Source organism: Butyricimonas faecalis (assembly GCF_003991565.1).
Taxonomy (GTDB): domain Bacteria; phylum Bacteroidota; class Bacteroidia; order Bacteroidales; family Marinifilaceae; genus Butyricimonas; species Butyricimonas faecalis.
In genome coordinates, this window is sequence record NZ_CP032819.1 from 4,461,560 (window position 1) to 4,477,158 (window position 15,599).

Sequence of the window (15,599 nt, forward strand, 5' to 3'; positions counted from 1 at the left end):
AGTGTGTGTAGAATCGCTAAGAATTGTACATTTGAGGAATAAATAGTAATTTCGTAGGTTTTAATTTTAAATTCAAGAGCAATGACTATAGAGGAACAAGTTAGCAAAGGCATCATGGCGGCCATGAAAGCTAAAGATACCGTCCGTTTGGAAGTTTTGAGAAATATAAAGAAAGTTTTTATCGAGGCAAAATCTGTAGCCGGGGCTCCGGATCAGATTGCTGATAGCGAGAGCGTGAAGATTATCCAGAAATTGGCGAAACAGGGACGCGAATCGGCTGAAATATATAAAAGTCAGGGAAGAGAAGATTTGTATTCTCATGAGATGGCGCAGGTTGAGGTGTTGAACGAATTTTTGCCGAAACAGTTGAGCGAGGAAGAACTGAGAACAGCGTTGAAGGCGATTATTGAGAAGGTGGGAGCGACTTCAGCCAAAGAGATGGGGAAAGTGATGGGTGTTGCTTCCAAAGAATTGGCCGGGGTAGCTGACGGTAAAGCGATTTCCGCTATCGTAAAAGAATTATTGAGCTAAAGTTCGTAGGAATTGGAAGAAATGTTTACGGATTTCACGATCGCGTGATTGATTTTCTTTATGAACTTGTAATTAAGTGAAAAATGAGTAGTGTGAAAGATTGGACTGCCAGTGTAATCAAACAAGCAGAGATTGATAAATATCTGGATGGGGGAAAGGATTTTATTGATGAAGAGCAGATATTTGCAGATATTGAGAAGCATAAAAATCCCGATAAACAGCAAGTGCGGGATATTTTACAAAAATCTTTGGATATAAAAATTTTAACTCCGGCGGAAACGGCTACATTGCTGAACGTGGAGGATCCGGAGTTGTTGCATGAGATGCAGGAGGCTGCGTTGGCGGTGAAGAAGAAAGTGTATGATAACCGTATCGTTTTCTTCGCACCCTTGTATTTATCGAATCTTTGCGTGAATAGCTGTAAATATTGCGGGTTTCGTGCGGAGAATAAAGACGAGGTCCGCCACGTGTTGACGATGGATGAGGTGCGGGATGAGGTGGCTGCCGTGATTGATGAGGGGCATAAGCGGATGATTGCCGTGTATGGCGAGCATCCGAAGAATGGAGCTGACTATATTGCAGATTCTATTTCCACGATTTATTCCGTGAAGCGCACGACTCCCACGGGGAATGGTTTTAATAATATCCGCCGGGTAAACGTGAACGCGGCTCCCATGGAGATTGCCGACATGAAGAAGTTGTGGCGTGCGGGAATCGGTACGTTCCAAGTGTTCCAGGAGACTTACCACCGGGGAAGATATGCCGAATTGCATCCGGCCAATACGGTGAAAGGAAATTATCGCTGGCGGCTTTACGCCATGCACCGGGCGATGGAAGCCGGGGTGGATGACGTGGCTATCGGTGCGTTATTCGGCTTGTACGATTGGAAATTTGAGGTGATGGGGTTGGTTCATCATGCTTGGGATTTGGAGAAACATTTCGGCATCGGACCGCATACCGTGTCATTCCCGCGTATGCAACCGGCTCCCGGTTCATTCTTGAGTGAACATTCTCCGTATATCGTGAGCGACGAAGCCATGAAACGAGTGGTTGCCGTGTTGCGTCTGGCCATCCCGTACAGCGGGTTGATCGTGACGGCTCGCGAGAATCCGGTGTTGAAACGCGAGTTGATCAATCATTACGGCTGTACGCAGACGGATGCCTCTTCCAAGTTGGGAATCGGGGCGTATGCCAAGAAGTTGAAACAGGAGGAGAACCCGGATAAGGTGCAGTTTATGTTGGGTGACCAGCGTTCGTTGGATGAGGTGATCCGTGAATTGGCAAATGACGGGATGATTACTTCTTTCTGCACGGCGGGTTATCGTTGCGGTCGTACGGGAGATAAGATCATGAATTTGTTGGAGAAAGGGGTGGAAGGCAAATTCTGTAAACTGAATGCCGTGTTGACGTTCCGGGAATATTTGAATGACTACGCTTCTCCGGAAACTCGTGAGGTGGGTGAGAAGTTGATCGCCCGGGAGTTGCAGGAGATAGAATCAATGCCCTTCTTTACCGATAAAAAGTTACTCCCCACGTTCCGTTCCTATTATGATAGAATCGCGAGAGGGGAGAGGGACTTGTATATGTGATTTATGATTTACGATTTTAGATTCGTAAATCATAAATCTAAAATATCAAAAGGGGAGTTTGAGTGTGATACGCTCTGCTTCCTTTTTTCTTTTTATATCTTCTTTTTCACCTTTGCGGAAGACGTAGACCAGCCCGAAATGTTCGCATTTTTGGCGGCGTATTTCTTCATCTTCGAGGTCGGCATAGTGAGCCTCGATTTCGTTCCACAAAGTAAGGATGTATTCGTCGGCCTCACCCCGGTATTGTGCAACTTCTGCACTGCAACGGGCCGAGTTCTGTTGGAATTGCTTTTGGGAGGCGTAGGCTTGTTTGAAGTTTTCGTAGTTTACTTTCACCAAGGCGATGGAAGGACTGTACACGGGGCTGCCACCGCCATTACGAGTGCGTTCCTGTTCTCCGGCAATAATTTTTGCACCCCATTCCAGCAAGTCTTGGTCTGAAACCAAGGGGGGGAGTTTGGTGTCGTGTTCGTCAATCCCGTAAAAAGTTCTTGCCACGGGTTTTAATTCTCCGCGAATGATCGTGAAATTCAGTACTTGCAGGAAATGGGAAATATATAATTTCGCTTTCTTGGTGAATTCACCGTATTTTTGGCTGTTTTTATTCTGTTTGTCCCTGGCGCATTGGGAATTTGCAATTGCCGTTTTGAACTTCGGTAAGAAGAATTCAATCTTTTGCCTGAGGTTTAATGAAAACGGTAAGTTGTTGATATTAGAAAACTCTTCGTTATTCAAGGCTGTTTCTAATGCTCTTATCCTTGCTGCGTCTGTATTTGGTAATCTTCTGTAAGGCATATCCTTAGCAATTAGTTAAATAATGATCTAAACCTCGATGCGAAGATATAAAAAATATTAGTGTAAATCAATATTCGCCAGTGAGATTTTATGATTTATGATTCACGATGAAGTGATTCCTCTCTAGGAGCTAACTTTTATGTATCAATTGTTTTGGTGGTTATATACGATTTTGTCGAGAGATGTTAACTCCTGCATGCAAGAAGGTATATTTACCATTCGTGATCCAATGGATAAGGGATTCATTTCCAAGACAAGCGTCAATCAATTTCGCCACGGAGACGTGGCAGGGACGTTCGTGAACGTCTTTGTAACGTCTTTGATTCGTCTTTGATACGTCTTTAATCCCTAAGAACATCGAATATGCCACGGAAGATAAACGTGTATTTCCTAGGAAAAGTTTACTTTGAATTTCGTTGTAAAGTGGTTATTTTTTGATCGTGTTTTTGTAATGAGTGTAGTTTTCTATGATGTTGTTGACGAAGTTGAATGTTTGTTTTCCGTCACAATAGCCGGAGCGGGCAACAGAATCCCGGTATATTTCCGGTTGGGATTTGTGGAGTATGAAATAATCCACGTTGTTATTCCAAACTTTTGGATTTTTCCCGTATGATTCGGCTAACCGGATGGCATCGAGCACGTGGCCCAAGCCGGCATTATAAGCGGCTAGCGTGAATTTAATCTGTTCCAACGTGTCGAGTTCGAACTTGTTGAATTTGTTTTCCAAATATTTTAGATAGTATGCCCCGACGTGAATGTTGTCTTGGGGTTCTTCGTATGCCTCGAATCCCAGTTCCAGGGAAGTTTCCGGCATCACTTGCATCAGACCGACGGCCCCGAGATGGGAGGTGGCTTCCGGGTCGAATCCGGATTCCTGGTAGATAACGGCTGCCAACAGACGCCAGTCCCAACCGATTGCTTGGGCTTCTTTTTTGATGATCGGGTCAAAGCTGGAGATAACTCCATTTTTTAATTTGTAGTATTTGGAGTTGTGTAGTGACGTGATGTAACTGTTCTTGTAATAGCGATTGTACAGGACATTTAATGTCCCGCTTTTTTTTATTGCACCCAGCCAGTTATTGATTTCCTCGTTCAGTAGTGTCGCCTTTTTCGTGATGGCCCAGGCCACGGGGTTCTCGGGGGATAATTGGAGGGAGTAATCAATGTGTTTCATGTATTGGGAGGCAATCTGGGCGATGTTTTTGTCGATTACGGTGTAGGGAATTTCCCCGTTTTCTATTTTTAATAGAATATCCTCGAATGTGACGTCTTCCAGTTCGGTAATTTTTAAATTCAGTTGCAGGGAATCATTTAAGTGTTGCAGGAATCTTGTGGGGGAGGTACCTTCCTGTAAAAAAATCTCTTTGTTCTTTAAGTCTTCAATCGATTGGAGGAGGGTGTCTGATTTATATTGAACCAGTACTTGGCTGGTTGTAAACAAGGGGAGACAGAATCGTACATCTTCCTTGCGGGCATCCGTGACGGAAAGACTCATGGCGATCAAGTCATACTTGTTGTCATTTAATCTCTGAATGCTTTCGTCAATATTCGTGTTTATCTCGATATTTAATTTTACCCCCAGATAGTCGGCAAAATTTTTTACCAGTTCGTAATGGAATCCTTTGGGGATACCTTTGTACACGTAGTAATCTGTCGTGTTGTAGTAACAACAAACATTTAATACACCGCGTTGTTCTATTTGTTCCAACGTTCCGGGTTCAGGTATAACCAGTGTCTCTTGTTTCGTTTTGCACGAGACGAAACAAAATAAAAATGACAGCGTGTACGTAATAGTCTTTATTATATACATGCTGCAAAAATACGGAAAATGTTGTGAATTACCAAATTGGGGCGATCGAAGGTATATAAAGTCCATAAGGTCCATAATGTCGAAAGAGTTTATGGACCTTACGATTCTTTAGTCAAAAAAGTTCCATCGGATACCGAATTTCAACTTTGCCGGGTTGATTGGATAGGTGTAAGCCGAGAAATAATCCCTGCTCCCGAAGAACTCGTTGAAGTGTTCGTATTTAACAAACAGGTCGGCTCGCTTGATATTCAACGTGACGAATACATCCATTTTCGGGTAGTTTCCGGTTTTCTCGATCTCTTGATTGTAGAATTGCATGATTGCCGGGTCGTACGCGTTGGCATAAAACGAGGTGTTGTAGAACAAGTCTATACCGATTTGGAATCCCAAGGCCTGTTTGAAAAAGCGATTTTGGTAGTAGTTGTGCGAGTGAAGCGCCACTTGGGGTAATGGCAATATTTTTTCCTTGTTGGTTACTTGGTAGTACACTTTCTGGTTGAAATAGAAATGTCCCAAACGGAATACTTGCTTTGCCCATGCCGTGAATACCATGAGGTCTCCATCATATTGACGGGGCATAGCGGTGGTGTCGAAATAAATGTAGTTCTTCGTGTTGTTGAGGGCAACCCCGATTTCCGTCCGTAGACGCTTGTTCGTGTAATGGCCTCGTAAGTTGTAAGCGTGTATCTTGGAGAAACTATTCTGCCATTGATTATGATTCCCTTGGTACTGGAGATAGTAATGATTCGGGGTTTGCGTTTCCAGTAAAGCATGAACGGTGACAGAGGAGTTGCGTCCCTTGTTCAAATATTGGATAATTTCTCCCTCTAACGAGTAATCGGCAGAGTACTCTCCGGCGAGACAGAAACTTCCCCAGATGTCGAAATTAAACAGGGTGGTACTGTCCATGTTGAAAGTCCCGGCAGTCAAGTATGTCCCGGTGTATTTGCTGGTTCCCCTGTTGTTGGCGGAGTCCAGCGAGACGCGTTGGTCGTAGCTCAGGTATTTGAATTTTAATCCGGCGTACACACCCGGTAGATATTTATACTTGGGATGCTCGTTTACAATGAGTTTGGCATCGATTTCGTATTTCCGGTTTTTGATCATGTCGGAATTTTTCTGATTGCTGATATAGGTGGTATCAGAAAAGAATCCTTCCTCGACACTCTCTTCTTTGAAGGAGTAACGATTATCCTCGGCTTTGAAGGCCAAAGCGAATTTCATGGGATAGGTTATCGTGGTGTCGATCGTGGTACTGTCTTTTTGCGTGGTGATTTCCTTGGGATTTCCAATGTTGTATTGTGCTAGAGCTTTAAAATTGAAATTCATAAGGTTGTTTCTAGGCTCCAAGGCAAGTCGCGTACCGACCACTTTGGGATCAAGCGAGGTGTCCCGAATGTCTGCCAAGTTTTCGATACCGCCATTTTCGGTGATGTGTGCGATGTTTTGGTTGATAAACATGGACACGGCCATCCGGTCTTTTTCGTATGAACTGAAGAAGGAAAAGTTGTATGTTTTGGATTTCTGGTAAGAATAGGCTCCGTCGGATGAAATGAGGTTATACCGGAATCCGGCGTTCCAGTAGGGGCGTATGTTTTGGATGTGCCACACGTCCAGCCAGTCTTCCGTTTTTCCCCGACCCCCGCCGTTGAAATAACTTAATTGCGTGAAAGGTGTGGTGGTGTTGTAATCCAAGGCGTCTTCCGGTTTGAAGAAATAATCTCTTAGCCGGTCTTGCGGTAGGAAATCTTCTCCTTGCGGGCGCAGGATGTAGATGTCGGACACGTAAGGAGCCGGGAAGTTGCCCAAATATGTGTTGGAAACACTATGCTTGAATATCAAGTTCGTGTTTTGCAGCCCGTCTTGAAGCGTGTCAAGCGGGTAAAATTTTTTGTATACCCCGTCATGTACCCATTTCCAAGTTAGTCGATGATGCGGAACGTAAGGTTGTTCTTTCGTGGAATCGCGTTGCATTCCTTCTTCTTGGGGCCCCATTCTATCCGGATTCCCGTAACCAAAATCACTCTGGGCTAATGACGAGAGTGAAATCAGGCAGCATATTATGGTATAAAATATATTTTTCATGGCCTGCAAATATACAGAAACTTTTAAAACTCTCATAAATTAATTACCTTCGCGTCGAATATGTTATAATAATTTTAGTATGGATAAAAATCATCTCGTAGAAGAAGAAGGTGAAGGTAAATCATTAAACTTCATCGAACAGATTATTGAAGAGGAGTTGGCCGAGGGAAAGAACGGCGGTCGGGTACACACGCGCTTCCCGCCCGAACCGAACGGGTACCTGCATATCGGGCATGCAACTTCTATTTGCTTGAATTTCGGATTGGCAACCGAATACCAGGGGAAGTGTAACCTGCGTTTTGATGACACTAATCCCTCGAAAGAGGATGTCGAATATATTGATTCCATACAACAAGATATTCAATGGTTAGGTTTCCAATGGGATGGAGAACCGCATTTTGCATCTGATTATTTTCAACAATTATATGATTGGGCTGAAAAATTGATTCTGGAGGGAAAGGCTTACGTGGATGATCAGCCGGCAGAGGTGATCAGTGCTCAACGTATGACACCCACGGAACCCGGAGTGAACAGTCCTTACCGGGATCGGACTCCGGAAGAGAACTTGGATTTATTCCGCCGGATGAAAAACGGTGAGTTCCAAGCCGGAGAGAAAGTTTTGCGGGCAAAAATAGATATGGCATCTTCCAATATGTTGATGCGCGACCCGATTATGTACCGTATCATGCATGTGCCTCATCACAGAACGGGGGATAAATGGTGTATTTACCCGATGTATGATTTCACGCATGGTCAGAGCGATTATTTGGAAGGAATCACGCATTCTATCTGTACGTTGGAGTTCGAAGTACACCGCCCGTTATACAATTGGTTTTTGGATCAATTGATTGACACGGAGTATCGTCCCCGTCAGATTGAATTTGCCCGTCGTAATTTGAGTTACACGGTGATGAGTAAACGCCGTTTGTTGGAACTTGTTCAAAAAGGGATCGTGGCCGGTTGGGATGATCCCCGTATGCCGACGATTACCGGGTTGAGACGTGCCGGGTATACGCCCGAATCTATCCGTAATTTTGCGGAGAAGGTGGGAGTTGCCCGTCGGGAGATCGTGGTGGACATGGCTTTATTGGAATTCTGTGTTCGGGAGCATTTGAACAAGATTGCCCCCCGCGTGATGGCCGTGTTGGATCCGGTTCGGGTGGTGATAGACAATTACCCGGAAGGACAGACCGAAACCGTGGAGATCGAGAACAATCCGGAAGATGAAACGGCTGGAACAAGAATGGTTCCTTTCTCTCGCGAATTGTATATCGAGCGGGATGATTTCATGGAGAACGCTCCGAAGAAATTCTTCCGGATGACACCGGGTAACGAAGTGCGCTTGAAGGGGGCTTATATCGTGAAGTGCGAAAGCGTGGAGAAAGACGCGGAAGGAAATATCACGACAATTCATTGTACGTATGATGTGGATACCCGTAGCGGTACCGGATCGGCAAGTAACCGGAAGGTGAAAGGTACCCTGCATTGGGTGTCTGCTCCGGATGCTATCGAGGCGGAAGTTCGTTTGTACGATCGCTTGTTTAAAGACCCGGATCCTGCCGGACATAAAGATATAGATTTCAAGGAATTCTTGAATGAAAATTCATTGAAAGTTTTGACGGGATGTAAGTTGGAGCCGAGCTTGAAAGAAGCTAAGGAAGGTGATCGTTTCCAGTTCCAGCGTTTGGGATATTTCTGCGTGGATAAAGATTCCAAGCCGGGTGCGTTAGTGTTTAACCGGACCGTTGGTTTGAAGGATACGTGGGCAAAACAAAATAATTAATGTGATGAAAATTACAAAGGAGAAGTTGATGAGTGAAATCCGGGCGTATTTGTTGATTACGTTCGGTTTGTTGATATACACGTTTTCGGTAACGGCATTCCTAGCTCCGCATCGTATGGTAGGTGGTGGTGTGACCGGTATTTCAACAATTATTTATTTTCTTTCCGGGGAGGTGATTCCGATCGGGTATAGCTATTTCGTGATCAACTTTTTGTTGGTGGCGATTGCGATCAAGATCTTGGGACCTCGTTTCGGTTTCAAAACCATTTATGCTATCTTCATGAGTTCCTTCCTGTTGAGTGTGTTGCAGAATTTTATACACGAACCTCTGTTGGAAGATAAATTCATGTGTGCCGTGATTTCCGGTATCATGTGTGGTGCGGGTATCGGTATTTCTCTGGTAAACGGGGGAAGTACTGCCGGTACGGATATTATCGCCATGATTATCAATAAATATCGTAACATTAGTCCGGGTAAGATTATCATGTATATTGATGTGTTCATCATCGGATGCAGTTATTTTATCGGAGAGAATACGGAGATCGATCCTACGGCAAAAATAGCCACGATTATCTATGGTTACGTGGTGATGGGGGTTAACTCCTACACGGTTGATCTGGTGTTCACGGGACAGATGCAGTCTGTACAGTTTCTTATATTTTCTCCAAAATATGAGGAAGTGGCGAATTCTATTACCCGTGATTTACGACGCGGTGTTACCGTGGTGGATTGCCATGGATGGTACACGGGAGAGGCTCGTAAGATGTTGATTGTCGTAGCCCGTAAGAGCGAAATGCAAGATATTATGCGTGTAACGAAAATGGTAGATCCGGATGCCTTCCTTACGATGAATACGGTTATGGGTGTCTATGGACGAGGATTTGATACGTTGAGGATTTGATCGGATAGATACAAAGGATTTGTTTTAGGATAAGCCAGCTAATTTGTCGCGAATTAGCTGGCTTATCCTTTTAAAACCAATAAAAGGAATAGTTGTTGCCATCCGTTATTAAATAGTGTCCCGTGTATGAAATTTTCACAACTTTAGGAATAAAGTCGAGCTTTTTCAAAACATCGGCAACACTACTGGATATTCTGTTGAAATATACACCGTTATCACAGCACAAAACAACACCTCCATGCAGGGTTGTAGAGGCACATACGATTTTTCCGAATTTGTTTCTTGCTTCATTTACGATGTTTTGATACTTCTGTGAACAAAGAACGGTTCCATCATCACCCACGATAATGTAATGTCCGAAATCATCCAAAGCAACAGATCGAATTCCGATTTCTTTATCAATCATGCTGTTTAATTGATCGTAGACTTCCTGTGGTGCAAGTGCAAACCACCCATTGATGTTGTAAACAACACACCAATAGGTGCCATTGTCTGAAAAGGTGATATCTTTGATCGTTTGTTCGTTTCTATTAATTTCAAAAAGTTGATCGAGTAACTCTTGAGGCACATTCTCTGCTTGGAAACCGTAACCATCGAAAATAATCACCCCTGCTCCTTTTGAGGAGAAGCCTCCAGAGGTACATCTATTCAATTCTTTGATTTTATTTGTCAAACTGTTCAGATAAACATGATTGTTTGGATTGTACTTGCCGATATTTCCATAGCAATTGTTTTGATCTAAGAAGCCATCGTAACCTTTCAGTTGGGCATTCAATGCATTCTCAAGGATGAAATTCTGTGTCGCTTCGAATGTTCCGTTCGTTTGGGATGAGTTGTTGTTTCTGGAAGAATGATTTGTATTGGTGCTACGAATACTACCGCGACCATTGCATGAGGGACAGGGGTCGGAGTGTGAGACTCCCGATGGAACCCACTGGTGGCATATGGGACACTGTTTTTTTGAATTATTATGTCCGTAGGTACCCGTGCCATATTGGAAGTAGATGATGCCTTTGCCATGACACCTTGTACAAGTTTGGGCAAATAGTCCTATATTCGCAAACAAAAAAATAGCGAACAAAAAAAATAGCCTGCTTTTCATTGCATATAGAATTAGAAATTAAATATATTTTATCAGATAAAAACTTACTTTTATAAAAGCAAAAGTAAGTTTTTGATCGATTATGTCAAAACAATGTACTCTTGAATTTTTACCTTGATACACGTCTTTTTTTTCGTATATTTGTAATCGTTAAAATGTATAATAGATGAAAATTAAAGTATTTACAAATAATCCATGGCAAGAGAATACGATCGTGTTATATGATGAGACGGGCGAGGCTGTAGTCATAGATTGTGGCTGCTTCTCTAAAGAAGAGGGGGAACGTTTAAAGAAATTTTTGTCAGAAAATCAATTAAAACCTGTGGCCTTATTGGATACTCATTTGCATATTGATCATATTTTCGGAAATAATTTTATGTTGGACGAATACGGTCTTTCTGCACGTGCTCACGAAGCTGATTCTTTTTGGGTGGAAGATGCGGAAAAGTATGCCGCGATGTTAGGAATGCGGGGAATTACTCCACCTCCGGCTTTAGGCGAATATTTGAAGGATGGTGATACCGTGAAGTTCGGGCATTCGGAATTGAAGGTGATTCATGTTCCGGGGCATTCACCCGGGGGACTTTGTTTTTATGCCGAGAAAGATAAATTATTGATTGCCGGAGATGTCTTGTTCCAGGGAAGTATCGGTCGGGCTGACTTGCCGGGTGGGGATATGCATCAATTGTTGAAGGGCATTCGGGAAAAATTGTTTGTATTACCCGATGATGTTCGTGTCGTTCCAGGGCATGGAGGATTTACGTCGATCGGGGAAGAAAAAAGAATGAATCCATTTTTTCAATAGAAGTTATATGAGAAGGATCGGTATAATTGTGGCTATGACGTCCGAATACGGACTGGTAAAATCATTGTTGGAGCAGACGAAAGACGAGTTCGTTCATGGGCTTCTCTTTACAGAAGGCCGTATCGGAAACGTGGAAGTTATTTTGGCTAAAAGCGGTATAGGAAAGGTTTGTGCTGCTGTTGGTGCGATGGAAATGATACAGCGCTATGCGCCGGATGTTATTGTAAATACCGGTGTTGCTGGAGGGATAGATCCCTTGACCCAAGTGATGGATATTGTGGTGGGAGAGAATATGGTTTATCATGACGTGTGGTGTGGAGAAGGGAATGAATACGGGCAAGTGCAAGGTTTGCCGGCTCGTTTCGTGTCGGATAAAGAGTTGTGTAAATTGGCATTGTCCGTGGCTCATGATGGGCATGTTTACGGAGGATTGATATGTAGTGGAGATAAGTTTATTACCGATAAAGAAGAGTTGACGGAGATAAAAAAACGTTTCCCGGAAGGGATGGCGGTAGATATGGAATCTTGTGCTATAGCACAGGTTTGTTATATGCGTGGAGTACCATTCTTGAGTTACCGCATCATCAGTGACACGCCTGGAGTAAGGGATCATTACAAACAATATTTGAATTTTTGGGAAGAGGCTCCCAAGCGTTCCTTTGAAATGATCAAAGTGTTGATTACAGCTTTGTCAGAAGAATGAAATTTGTAGTATGGAAAAAATACCGAGTATTATAGTTGTTTTAATCGCCATGTTGACGGCTTGTGGGGAAAATACGGATAAAGAGAGAACAATTAGCGTGAGTATTTTGCCACAGCGTTATTTCGTGGAGAGAATTGCGGGTGATTACGTGAAGGTGAACGTGATGATTCCGCCGGGTGCGAATCCCGCGGTGAGTGATTTGAGTACGGAACAGTTAAAAGCTTTACACAATAGCTCTATCTATTTTGCCGTGGGGTATTTGCCTTTCGAGTTGAGTAATTTGTATCCTTTTCTGGAAACACAGAAGAATATGTTGCTTGTGAAGCAATCTGTCGGGATGGATTTGGAGCAAGGAACTTGTAATCATGACCTCGGTCATGGGCATCAGCACGATCATGGTTCGCGTGAAGGAAATTTTGATCCTCACGTGTGGATGTCTCCCCGGTATGCGGAGATGATGGCTCGTACGATATTGGATGTATTGGCGGCAAAGTTTCCCGATCAGCGGGAGACGTTTGAAAAAAACTATCGTCAGTTGCGGGTGGAGATAGACAGCATCGATCAAGCGGCACGTCGAATTATTTCGGAGAAAGAGCATAAGACTTTTTTGATTTACCATCCGGCACTGACTTATTTTGCCAAGGATTATGGGATGGAACAAATCTCTATTGAAGATGAAGGAAAAGAGCCGAATCCTTCTCACTTGAAAGCGGTGATCGATACTTGCCGGGTCAAAGGAATAAAGATTGTTTTTATTCAAAATCAATTTGACGTGGCCAATGCCAAGGCTGTTGCCAAGGAGATTGATGGAGAAGTTATCACCATCGATCCGTTGAGCCCGGACTGGAAGGCGGAGATGTGTTCTTTATTGGGTATCATTGAACAGAAAATGAAATAGAAGGATGAATGAACTTCTGGAGTTAAGAGGGATTACAGCTGGATACGAGCAGACGGTCGTGTTGCGGGGTGTGAATCTTACCATTCGGGAACATGATTTTATCGGAATTATCGGACCGAACGGGGGAGGTAAAACAACTTTATTGAAGGTGATTTTGGGATTGTTAAAACCTTTTTCCGGTGAAGTCGTTTATCACGTCGCCAAGCAATCTTTGTTTGGCTATTTGCCTCAAAACAGCCGTTTTGACGCTAGATTTCCGATTAGCGTGAAAGAGGTCGTCTTGTCCGGTTTGATGTCAGAGAAAGGGATCTTTAAGAGCTACACGAAGGCCGATCGGGAAAAGGCGGATGAGCTTTTAGAAACTTATGGGATGGGAGAATTCGGGAATCGTCCGATTGGAGAACTTTCGGGAGGACAAATGCAACGGGTGTTCTTGTGCCGGGCCATTATTTCTTCTCCGAAAATTCTTATTTTGGATGAGCCTTCTACTTACGTGGATGCGAATTTTGAGAATGAGTTTTATGCTGTATTGGGAGAATTGAATAAGACAATGAGTATCGTGATGGTTTCTCATGATTTGGGAACGATCTGCTCTTACGTGAAGACGATTGCCTGCGTGAATGGCGGCTTGCATTATCACGAATCCAATCTGATCACGCCGGAACAATTGAAATTGTATAATTGTCCGATTGAATTGATCTCTCATGGAACAGTGCCTCATCGGGTGCTGTTGAAACACGATGGAACAAATGAAAACTAATCAATTTACGATATATGGACTACGATTTTCTGGGGGAGAAAGGTGTGATTCGTGGGGAAAATCTAAAGTCATAAATCTAAAATCAAAAAATTAATACGGTGTTTGAATTATTAGAATATACTTTTTTTCAGAATGCACTGTTGTGTACGATTCTGATTGGCGTGAGTTGCGGATTGATCGGGACTTATATCGTGGCCAAACGGATGGTCTTTATTAGTGGGGGAATCACGCATGCCTCTTTCGGGGGATTGGGGTTGGCCTATTTCTTGGGACTATCACCTCTTTTGGGGGCGGCTGTGTTTGCTTTGGCTGCCGCTTTTTGTATTCTATATCTCTCGGATAACAAACGATTCAAGGAAGATTCCCTTATCGGGATATTCTGGTCTGCAGGTATGGCTATCGGGGTGTTATTTATTTATTTGACACCGGGGTATGCTCCTAATTTGTTATCCTATTTGTTCGGTAATATCCTCACGGTGACGGGCGAACAAGTGATTCTCTCGCTTTTGTTGTGCTTGGTGATTATTGTGTTCTTTGCTAAATTTTATCGTCCTTTATTTTACATCGCTTTTGATAAGGAATACAGTCGGACGCATTTTATAGCGTTAAATGGCTTGGAAATAGGTGTAACGGCGTTGATCGCTTTGTGTATCGTGTTGTGCATGAAGTTGGCGGGAATTATTCTTGTGATTTCGTATCTTACCATGCCGCAGGCTATTGCCGGAATGTTTCATAAAAATTTCACGAAACAACTCGTGTGGGCAACGATCATCAGTTGTGTGGGTTCGATTATCGGGTTGTTTGCCTCAGCGGCGTTGAAGTTACCTTCGGGAGCGACAATCGTGCTTTGCTTCTTGTTGATATTTCTTGTTTGCTATTTGTGGAAAAGGAATCGGTAATAAATAAAGTACAATAAGTTTTTCAAAAGCCGGGTTATTTTTATGTGTTGTTTTAGGGTAATATTTGCGTTAGGGGGAAGGTGTTATATAAATTTTTCAGGGAAAGGTAGCTGGCTTGGAACAGAAAATAACTATGCTTATACTTGTAAAAGTAATTAGGCTGAATGAGAAAACGAACATTCAAAGAGCGATGAAGTGGGCAGATCTATATTGGGATTTTTTGTATATACAATAGGAAAGATTACCGTGTTCATTTATCTAATTTTCTAGAACCATGAATCCGTATTAAATGGATTATTTATAAAATTTTAAAAAAATCAATAAATCTTTAAACTTGTGCCATTATTTTCTTAGATTTGTATAATTACTAATTTAAAACATGACCAGTATGAAAAAATTGATTTTTTCGATTTGTGTGCTATCCTTTATGTTGACAGGGTTCAATCAAGAGGAAAGATTTGTGGAACAAAGTAATACGGAAATCTTTGGGCGAATTTCTGCTGTGGGACAAAAACCTAAAATAGAGCAAAAACTCATGAATTTGGAACTTAATGAAGGGGGGATAGCTGTATTTCTTGCTCGTTTTACGCCTATTGACGATCCGAATCTCAAAGCTGAATGGTATCATAATGAAAAAACACTTCCGATTAGTGACGATCGGATTAAATCCTATCTTAAAGAGGGATATGCGACATTAGTAATAAATAAAGTTAAGCCAGCAGATGCTGGAATATATCGAGTTAAAATATGTAACGCTTTTGGAGAGGATGTATCAGAAGCAAAGTTAACTGTCACAAAGTAAAATTAGAAGCAAGATAGCATACTTAATTTATTGCTGGTATCTAATTGAAATCACCTCAAGAACACCTTGTCGTGTATTTTGAGGTGATTTTTATAATTATTCATATGTGTTTTGCGAAAAATTTGTATTTAGGGAT

Annotated in this window: 14 protein-coding genes; 10 read left to right on the forward strand and 4 right to left on the reverse strand. The window is 42.7% G+C overall.

The genetic code is table 11. The features are described from left to right. The first annotated feature begins 81 nt into the window (after positions 1 to 81). On the forward strand, positions 82 to 531 hold the full coding sequence (locus tag D8S85_RS19010) for a GatB/YqeY domain-containing protein (RefSeq protein WP_106482057.1): 450 nt from the start codon (positions 82 to 84) through the stop codon (positions 529 to 531). An 83-nt stretch (positions 532 to 614) separates the two neighbouring features. Then, the gene (hydG, locus tag D8S85_RS19015) at positions 615 to 2,120 is read left to right on the forward strand and encodes a [FeFe] hydrogenase H-cluster radical SAM maturase HydG (protein WP_106482059.1); all 1,506 of its coding nucleotides are present in this window, start codon (positions 615 to 617) and stop codon (positions 2,118 to 2,120) included. Positions 2,121 to 2,165: 45 nt separating this feature from the next. Here hydG and D8S85_RS19020 read toward each other — a convergent pair whose 3' ends face one another. The 3 genes from D8S85_RS19020 to D8S85_RS19030 all read right to left on the reverse strand — a co-directional run bounded on the left by D8S85_RS19020 (position 2,166) and on the right by D8S85_RS19030 (position 6,810). Beyond that, positions 2,166 to 2,915, reverse strand: a complete 750-nt coding sequence (locus tag D8S85_RS19020; protein WP_106482060.1) for a hypothetical protein — start codon at positions 2,913 to 2,915, stop codon at positions 2,166 to 2,168. A 427-nt stretch (positions 2,916 to 3,342) separates the two neighbouring features. Then, a complete protein-coding gene (locus D8S85_RS19025) occupies positions 3,343 to 4,725 on the reverse strand; it encodes an MltF family protein (protein ID WP_106482064.1) in 1,383 nt (460 codons plus the stop codon). A gap of 108 nt (positions 4,726 to 4,833) precedes the next feature. After that, on the reverse strand, positions 4,834 to 6,810 hold the full coding sequence (locus D8S85_RS19030; RefSeq protein WP_106482066.1) for a putative porin: 1,977 nt from the start codon (positions 6,808 to 6,810) through the stop codon (positions 4,834 to 4,836). Between the two features lie 79 nt (positions 6,811 to 6,889). Here D8S85_RS19030 and D8S85_RS19035 point away from each other — a divergent pair, with 79 nt between their 5' ends. Then, entirely contained in the window at positions 6,890 to 8,593 is a 1,704-nt protein-coding gene (locus tag D8S85_RS19035; protein WP_106482068.1) for a glutamine--tRNA ligase/YqeY domain fusion protein, read from the forward strand. A gap of 4 nt (positions 8,594 to 8,597) precedes the next feature. Continuing rightward, positions 8,598 to 9,494, forward strand: a complete 897-nt coding sequence (locus D8S85_RS19040) for a YitT family protein (RefSeq protein ID WP_106482070.1) — start codon at positions 8,598 to 8,600, stop codon at positions 9,492 to 9,494. Between the two features lie 70 nt (positions 9,495 to 9,564). On the opposite strand, the gene D8S85_RS19045 is transcribed toward D8S85_RS19040, so the two are convergent. Then, positions 9,565 to 10,596 (reverse strand): hypothetical protein, encoded by a 1,032-nt coding sequence (locus D8S85_RS19045; protein WP_106482072.1) that lies wholly within the window; start codon positions 10,594 to 10,596, stop codon positions 9,565 to 9,567. Between the two features lie 166 nt (positions 10,597 to 10,762). Between D8S85_RS19045 and D8S85_RS19050 the strand changes: the two genes are divergently transcribed. From D8S85_RS19050 to D8S85_RS19075, 6 genes are all read left to right on the forward strand, one after another. Then, positions 10,763 to 11,401, forward strand: coding sequence for an MBL fold metallo-hydrolase (locus D8S85_RS19050; protein WP_106482074.1), 639 nt, complete (start codon positions 10,763 to 10,765; stop codon positions 11,399 to 11,401). A gap of 7 nt (positions 11,402 to 11,408) precedes the next feature. Next, positions 11,409 to 12,104 (forward strand): 5'-methylthioadenosine/adenosylhomocysteine nucleosidase, encoded by a 696-nt coding sequence (locus D8S85_RS19055; RefSeq protein WP_127075539.1) that lies wholly within the window; start codon positions 11,409 to 11,411, stop codon positions 12,102 to 12,104. Positions 12,105 to 12,114: 10 nt separating this feature from the next. Beyond that, a complete protein-coding gene (locus D8S85_RS19060; RefSeq protein ID WP_106482078.1) occupies positions 12,115 to 13,002 on the forward strand; it encodes a metal ABC transporter solute-binding protein, Zn/Mn family in 888 nt (295 codons plus the stop codon). A 4-nt stretch (positions 13,003 to 13,006) separates the two neighbouring features. Further along, a complete protein-coding gene (locus D8S85_RS19065) occupies positions 13,007 to 13,762 on the forward strand; it encodes a metal ABC transporter ATP-binding protein (RefSeq protein WP_106482080.1) in 756 nt (251 codons plus the stop codon). A 98-nt stretch (positions 13,763 to 13,860) separates the two neighbouring features. Next, positions 13,861 to 14,661 carry a metal ABC transporter permease gene (locus D8S85_RS19070; protein ID WP_106482082.1) on the forward strand — a complete coding sequence of 267 codons (801 nt, stop codon included), beginning with the start codon at positions 13,861 to 13,863 and terminating at the stop codon, positions 14,659 to 14,661. A gap of 388 nt (positions 14,662 to 15,049) precedes the next feature. Then, positions 15,050 to 15,463, forward strand: a complete 414-nt coding sequence (locus D8S85_RS19075; RefSeq protein ID WP_158641647.1) for an immunoglobulin domain-containing family protein — start codon at positions 15,050 to 15,052, stop codon at positions 15,461 to 15,463. Positions 15,464 to 15,599: the final 136 nt, after the last annotated feature.

Bases quoted from the DNA above. Each gene is read 5' to 3' on its own strand.
- D8S85_RS19010 (WP_106482057.1), top strand. From the start codon at position 82: ATGACTATAGAGGAACAAGTTAGCAAAGGCATCATGGCGGCCATGAAA.
- hydG (WP_106482059.1), top strand. From the start codon at position 615: ATGAGTAGTGTGAAAGATTGGACTGCCAGTGTAATCAAACAAGCAGAG.
- D8S85_RS19020 (WP_106482060.1), bottom strand. From the start codon at position 2,915: ATGCCTTACAGAAGATTACCAAATACAGACGCAGCAAGGATAAGAGCA.
- D8S85_RS19025 (WP_106482064.1), bottom strand. From the start codon at position 4,725: ATGTATATAATAAAGACTATTACGTACACGCTGTCATTTTTATTTTGT.
- D8S85_RS19030 (WP_106482066.1), bottom strand. From the start codon at position 6,810: ATGAAAAATATATTTTATACCATAATATGCTGCCTGATTTCACTCTCG.
- D8S85_RS19035 (WP_106482068.1), top strand. From the start codon at position 6,890: ATGGATAAAAATCATCTCGTAGAAGAAGAAGGTGAAGGTAAATCATTA.
- D8S85_RS19040 (WP_106482070.1), top strand. From the start codon at position 8,598: ATGAAAATTACAAAGGAGAAGTTGATGAGTGAAATCCGGGCGTATTTG.
- D8S85_RS19045 (WP_106482072.1), bottom strand. From the start codon at position 10,596: ATGAAAAGCAGGCTATTTTTTTTGTTCGCTATTTTTTTGTTTGCGAAT.
- D8S85_RS19050 (WP_106482074.1), top strand. From the start codon at position 10,763: ATGAAAATTAAAGTATTTACAAATAATCCATGGCAAGAGAATACGATC.
- D8S85_RS19055 (WP_127075539.1), top strand. From the start codon at position 11,409: ATGAGAAGGATCGGTATAATTGTGGCTATGACGTCCGAATACGGACTG.
- D8S85_RS19060 (WP_106482078.1), top strand. From the start codon at position 12,115: ATGGAAAAAATACCGAGTATTATAGTTGTTTTAATCGCCATGTTGACG.
- D8S85_RS19065 (WP_106482080.1), top strand. From the start codon at position 13,007: ATGAATGAACTTCTGGAGTTAAGAGGGATTACAGCTGGATACGAGCAG.
- D8S85_RS19075 (WP_158641647.1), top strand. From the start codon at position 15,050: ATGAAAAAATTGATTTTTTCGATTTGTGTGCTATCCTTTATGTTGACA.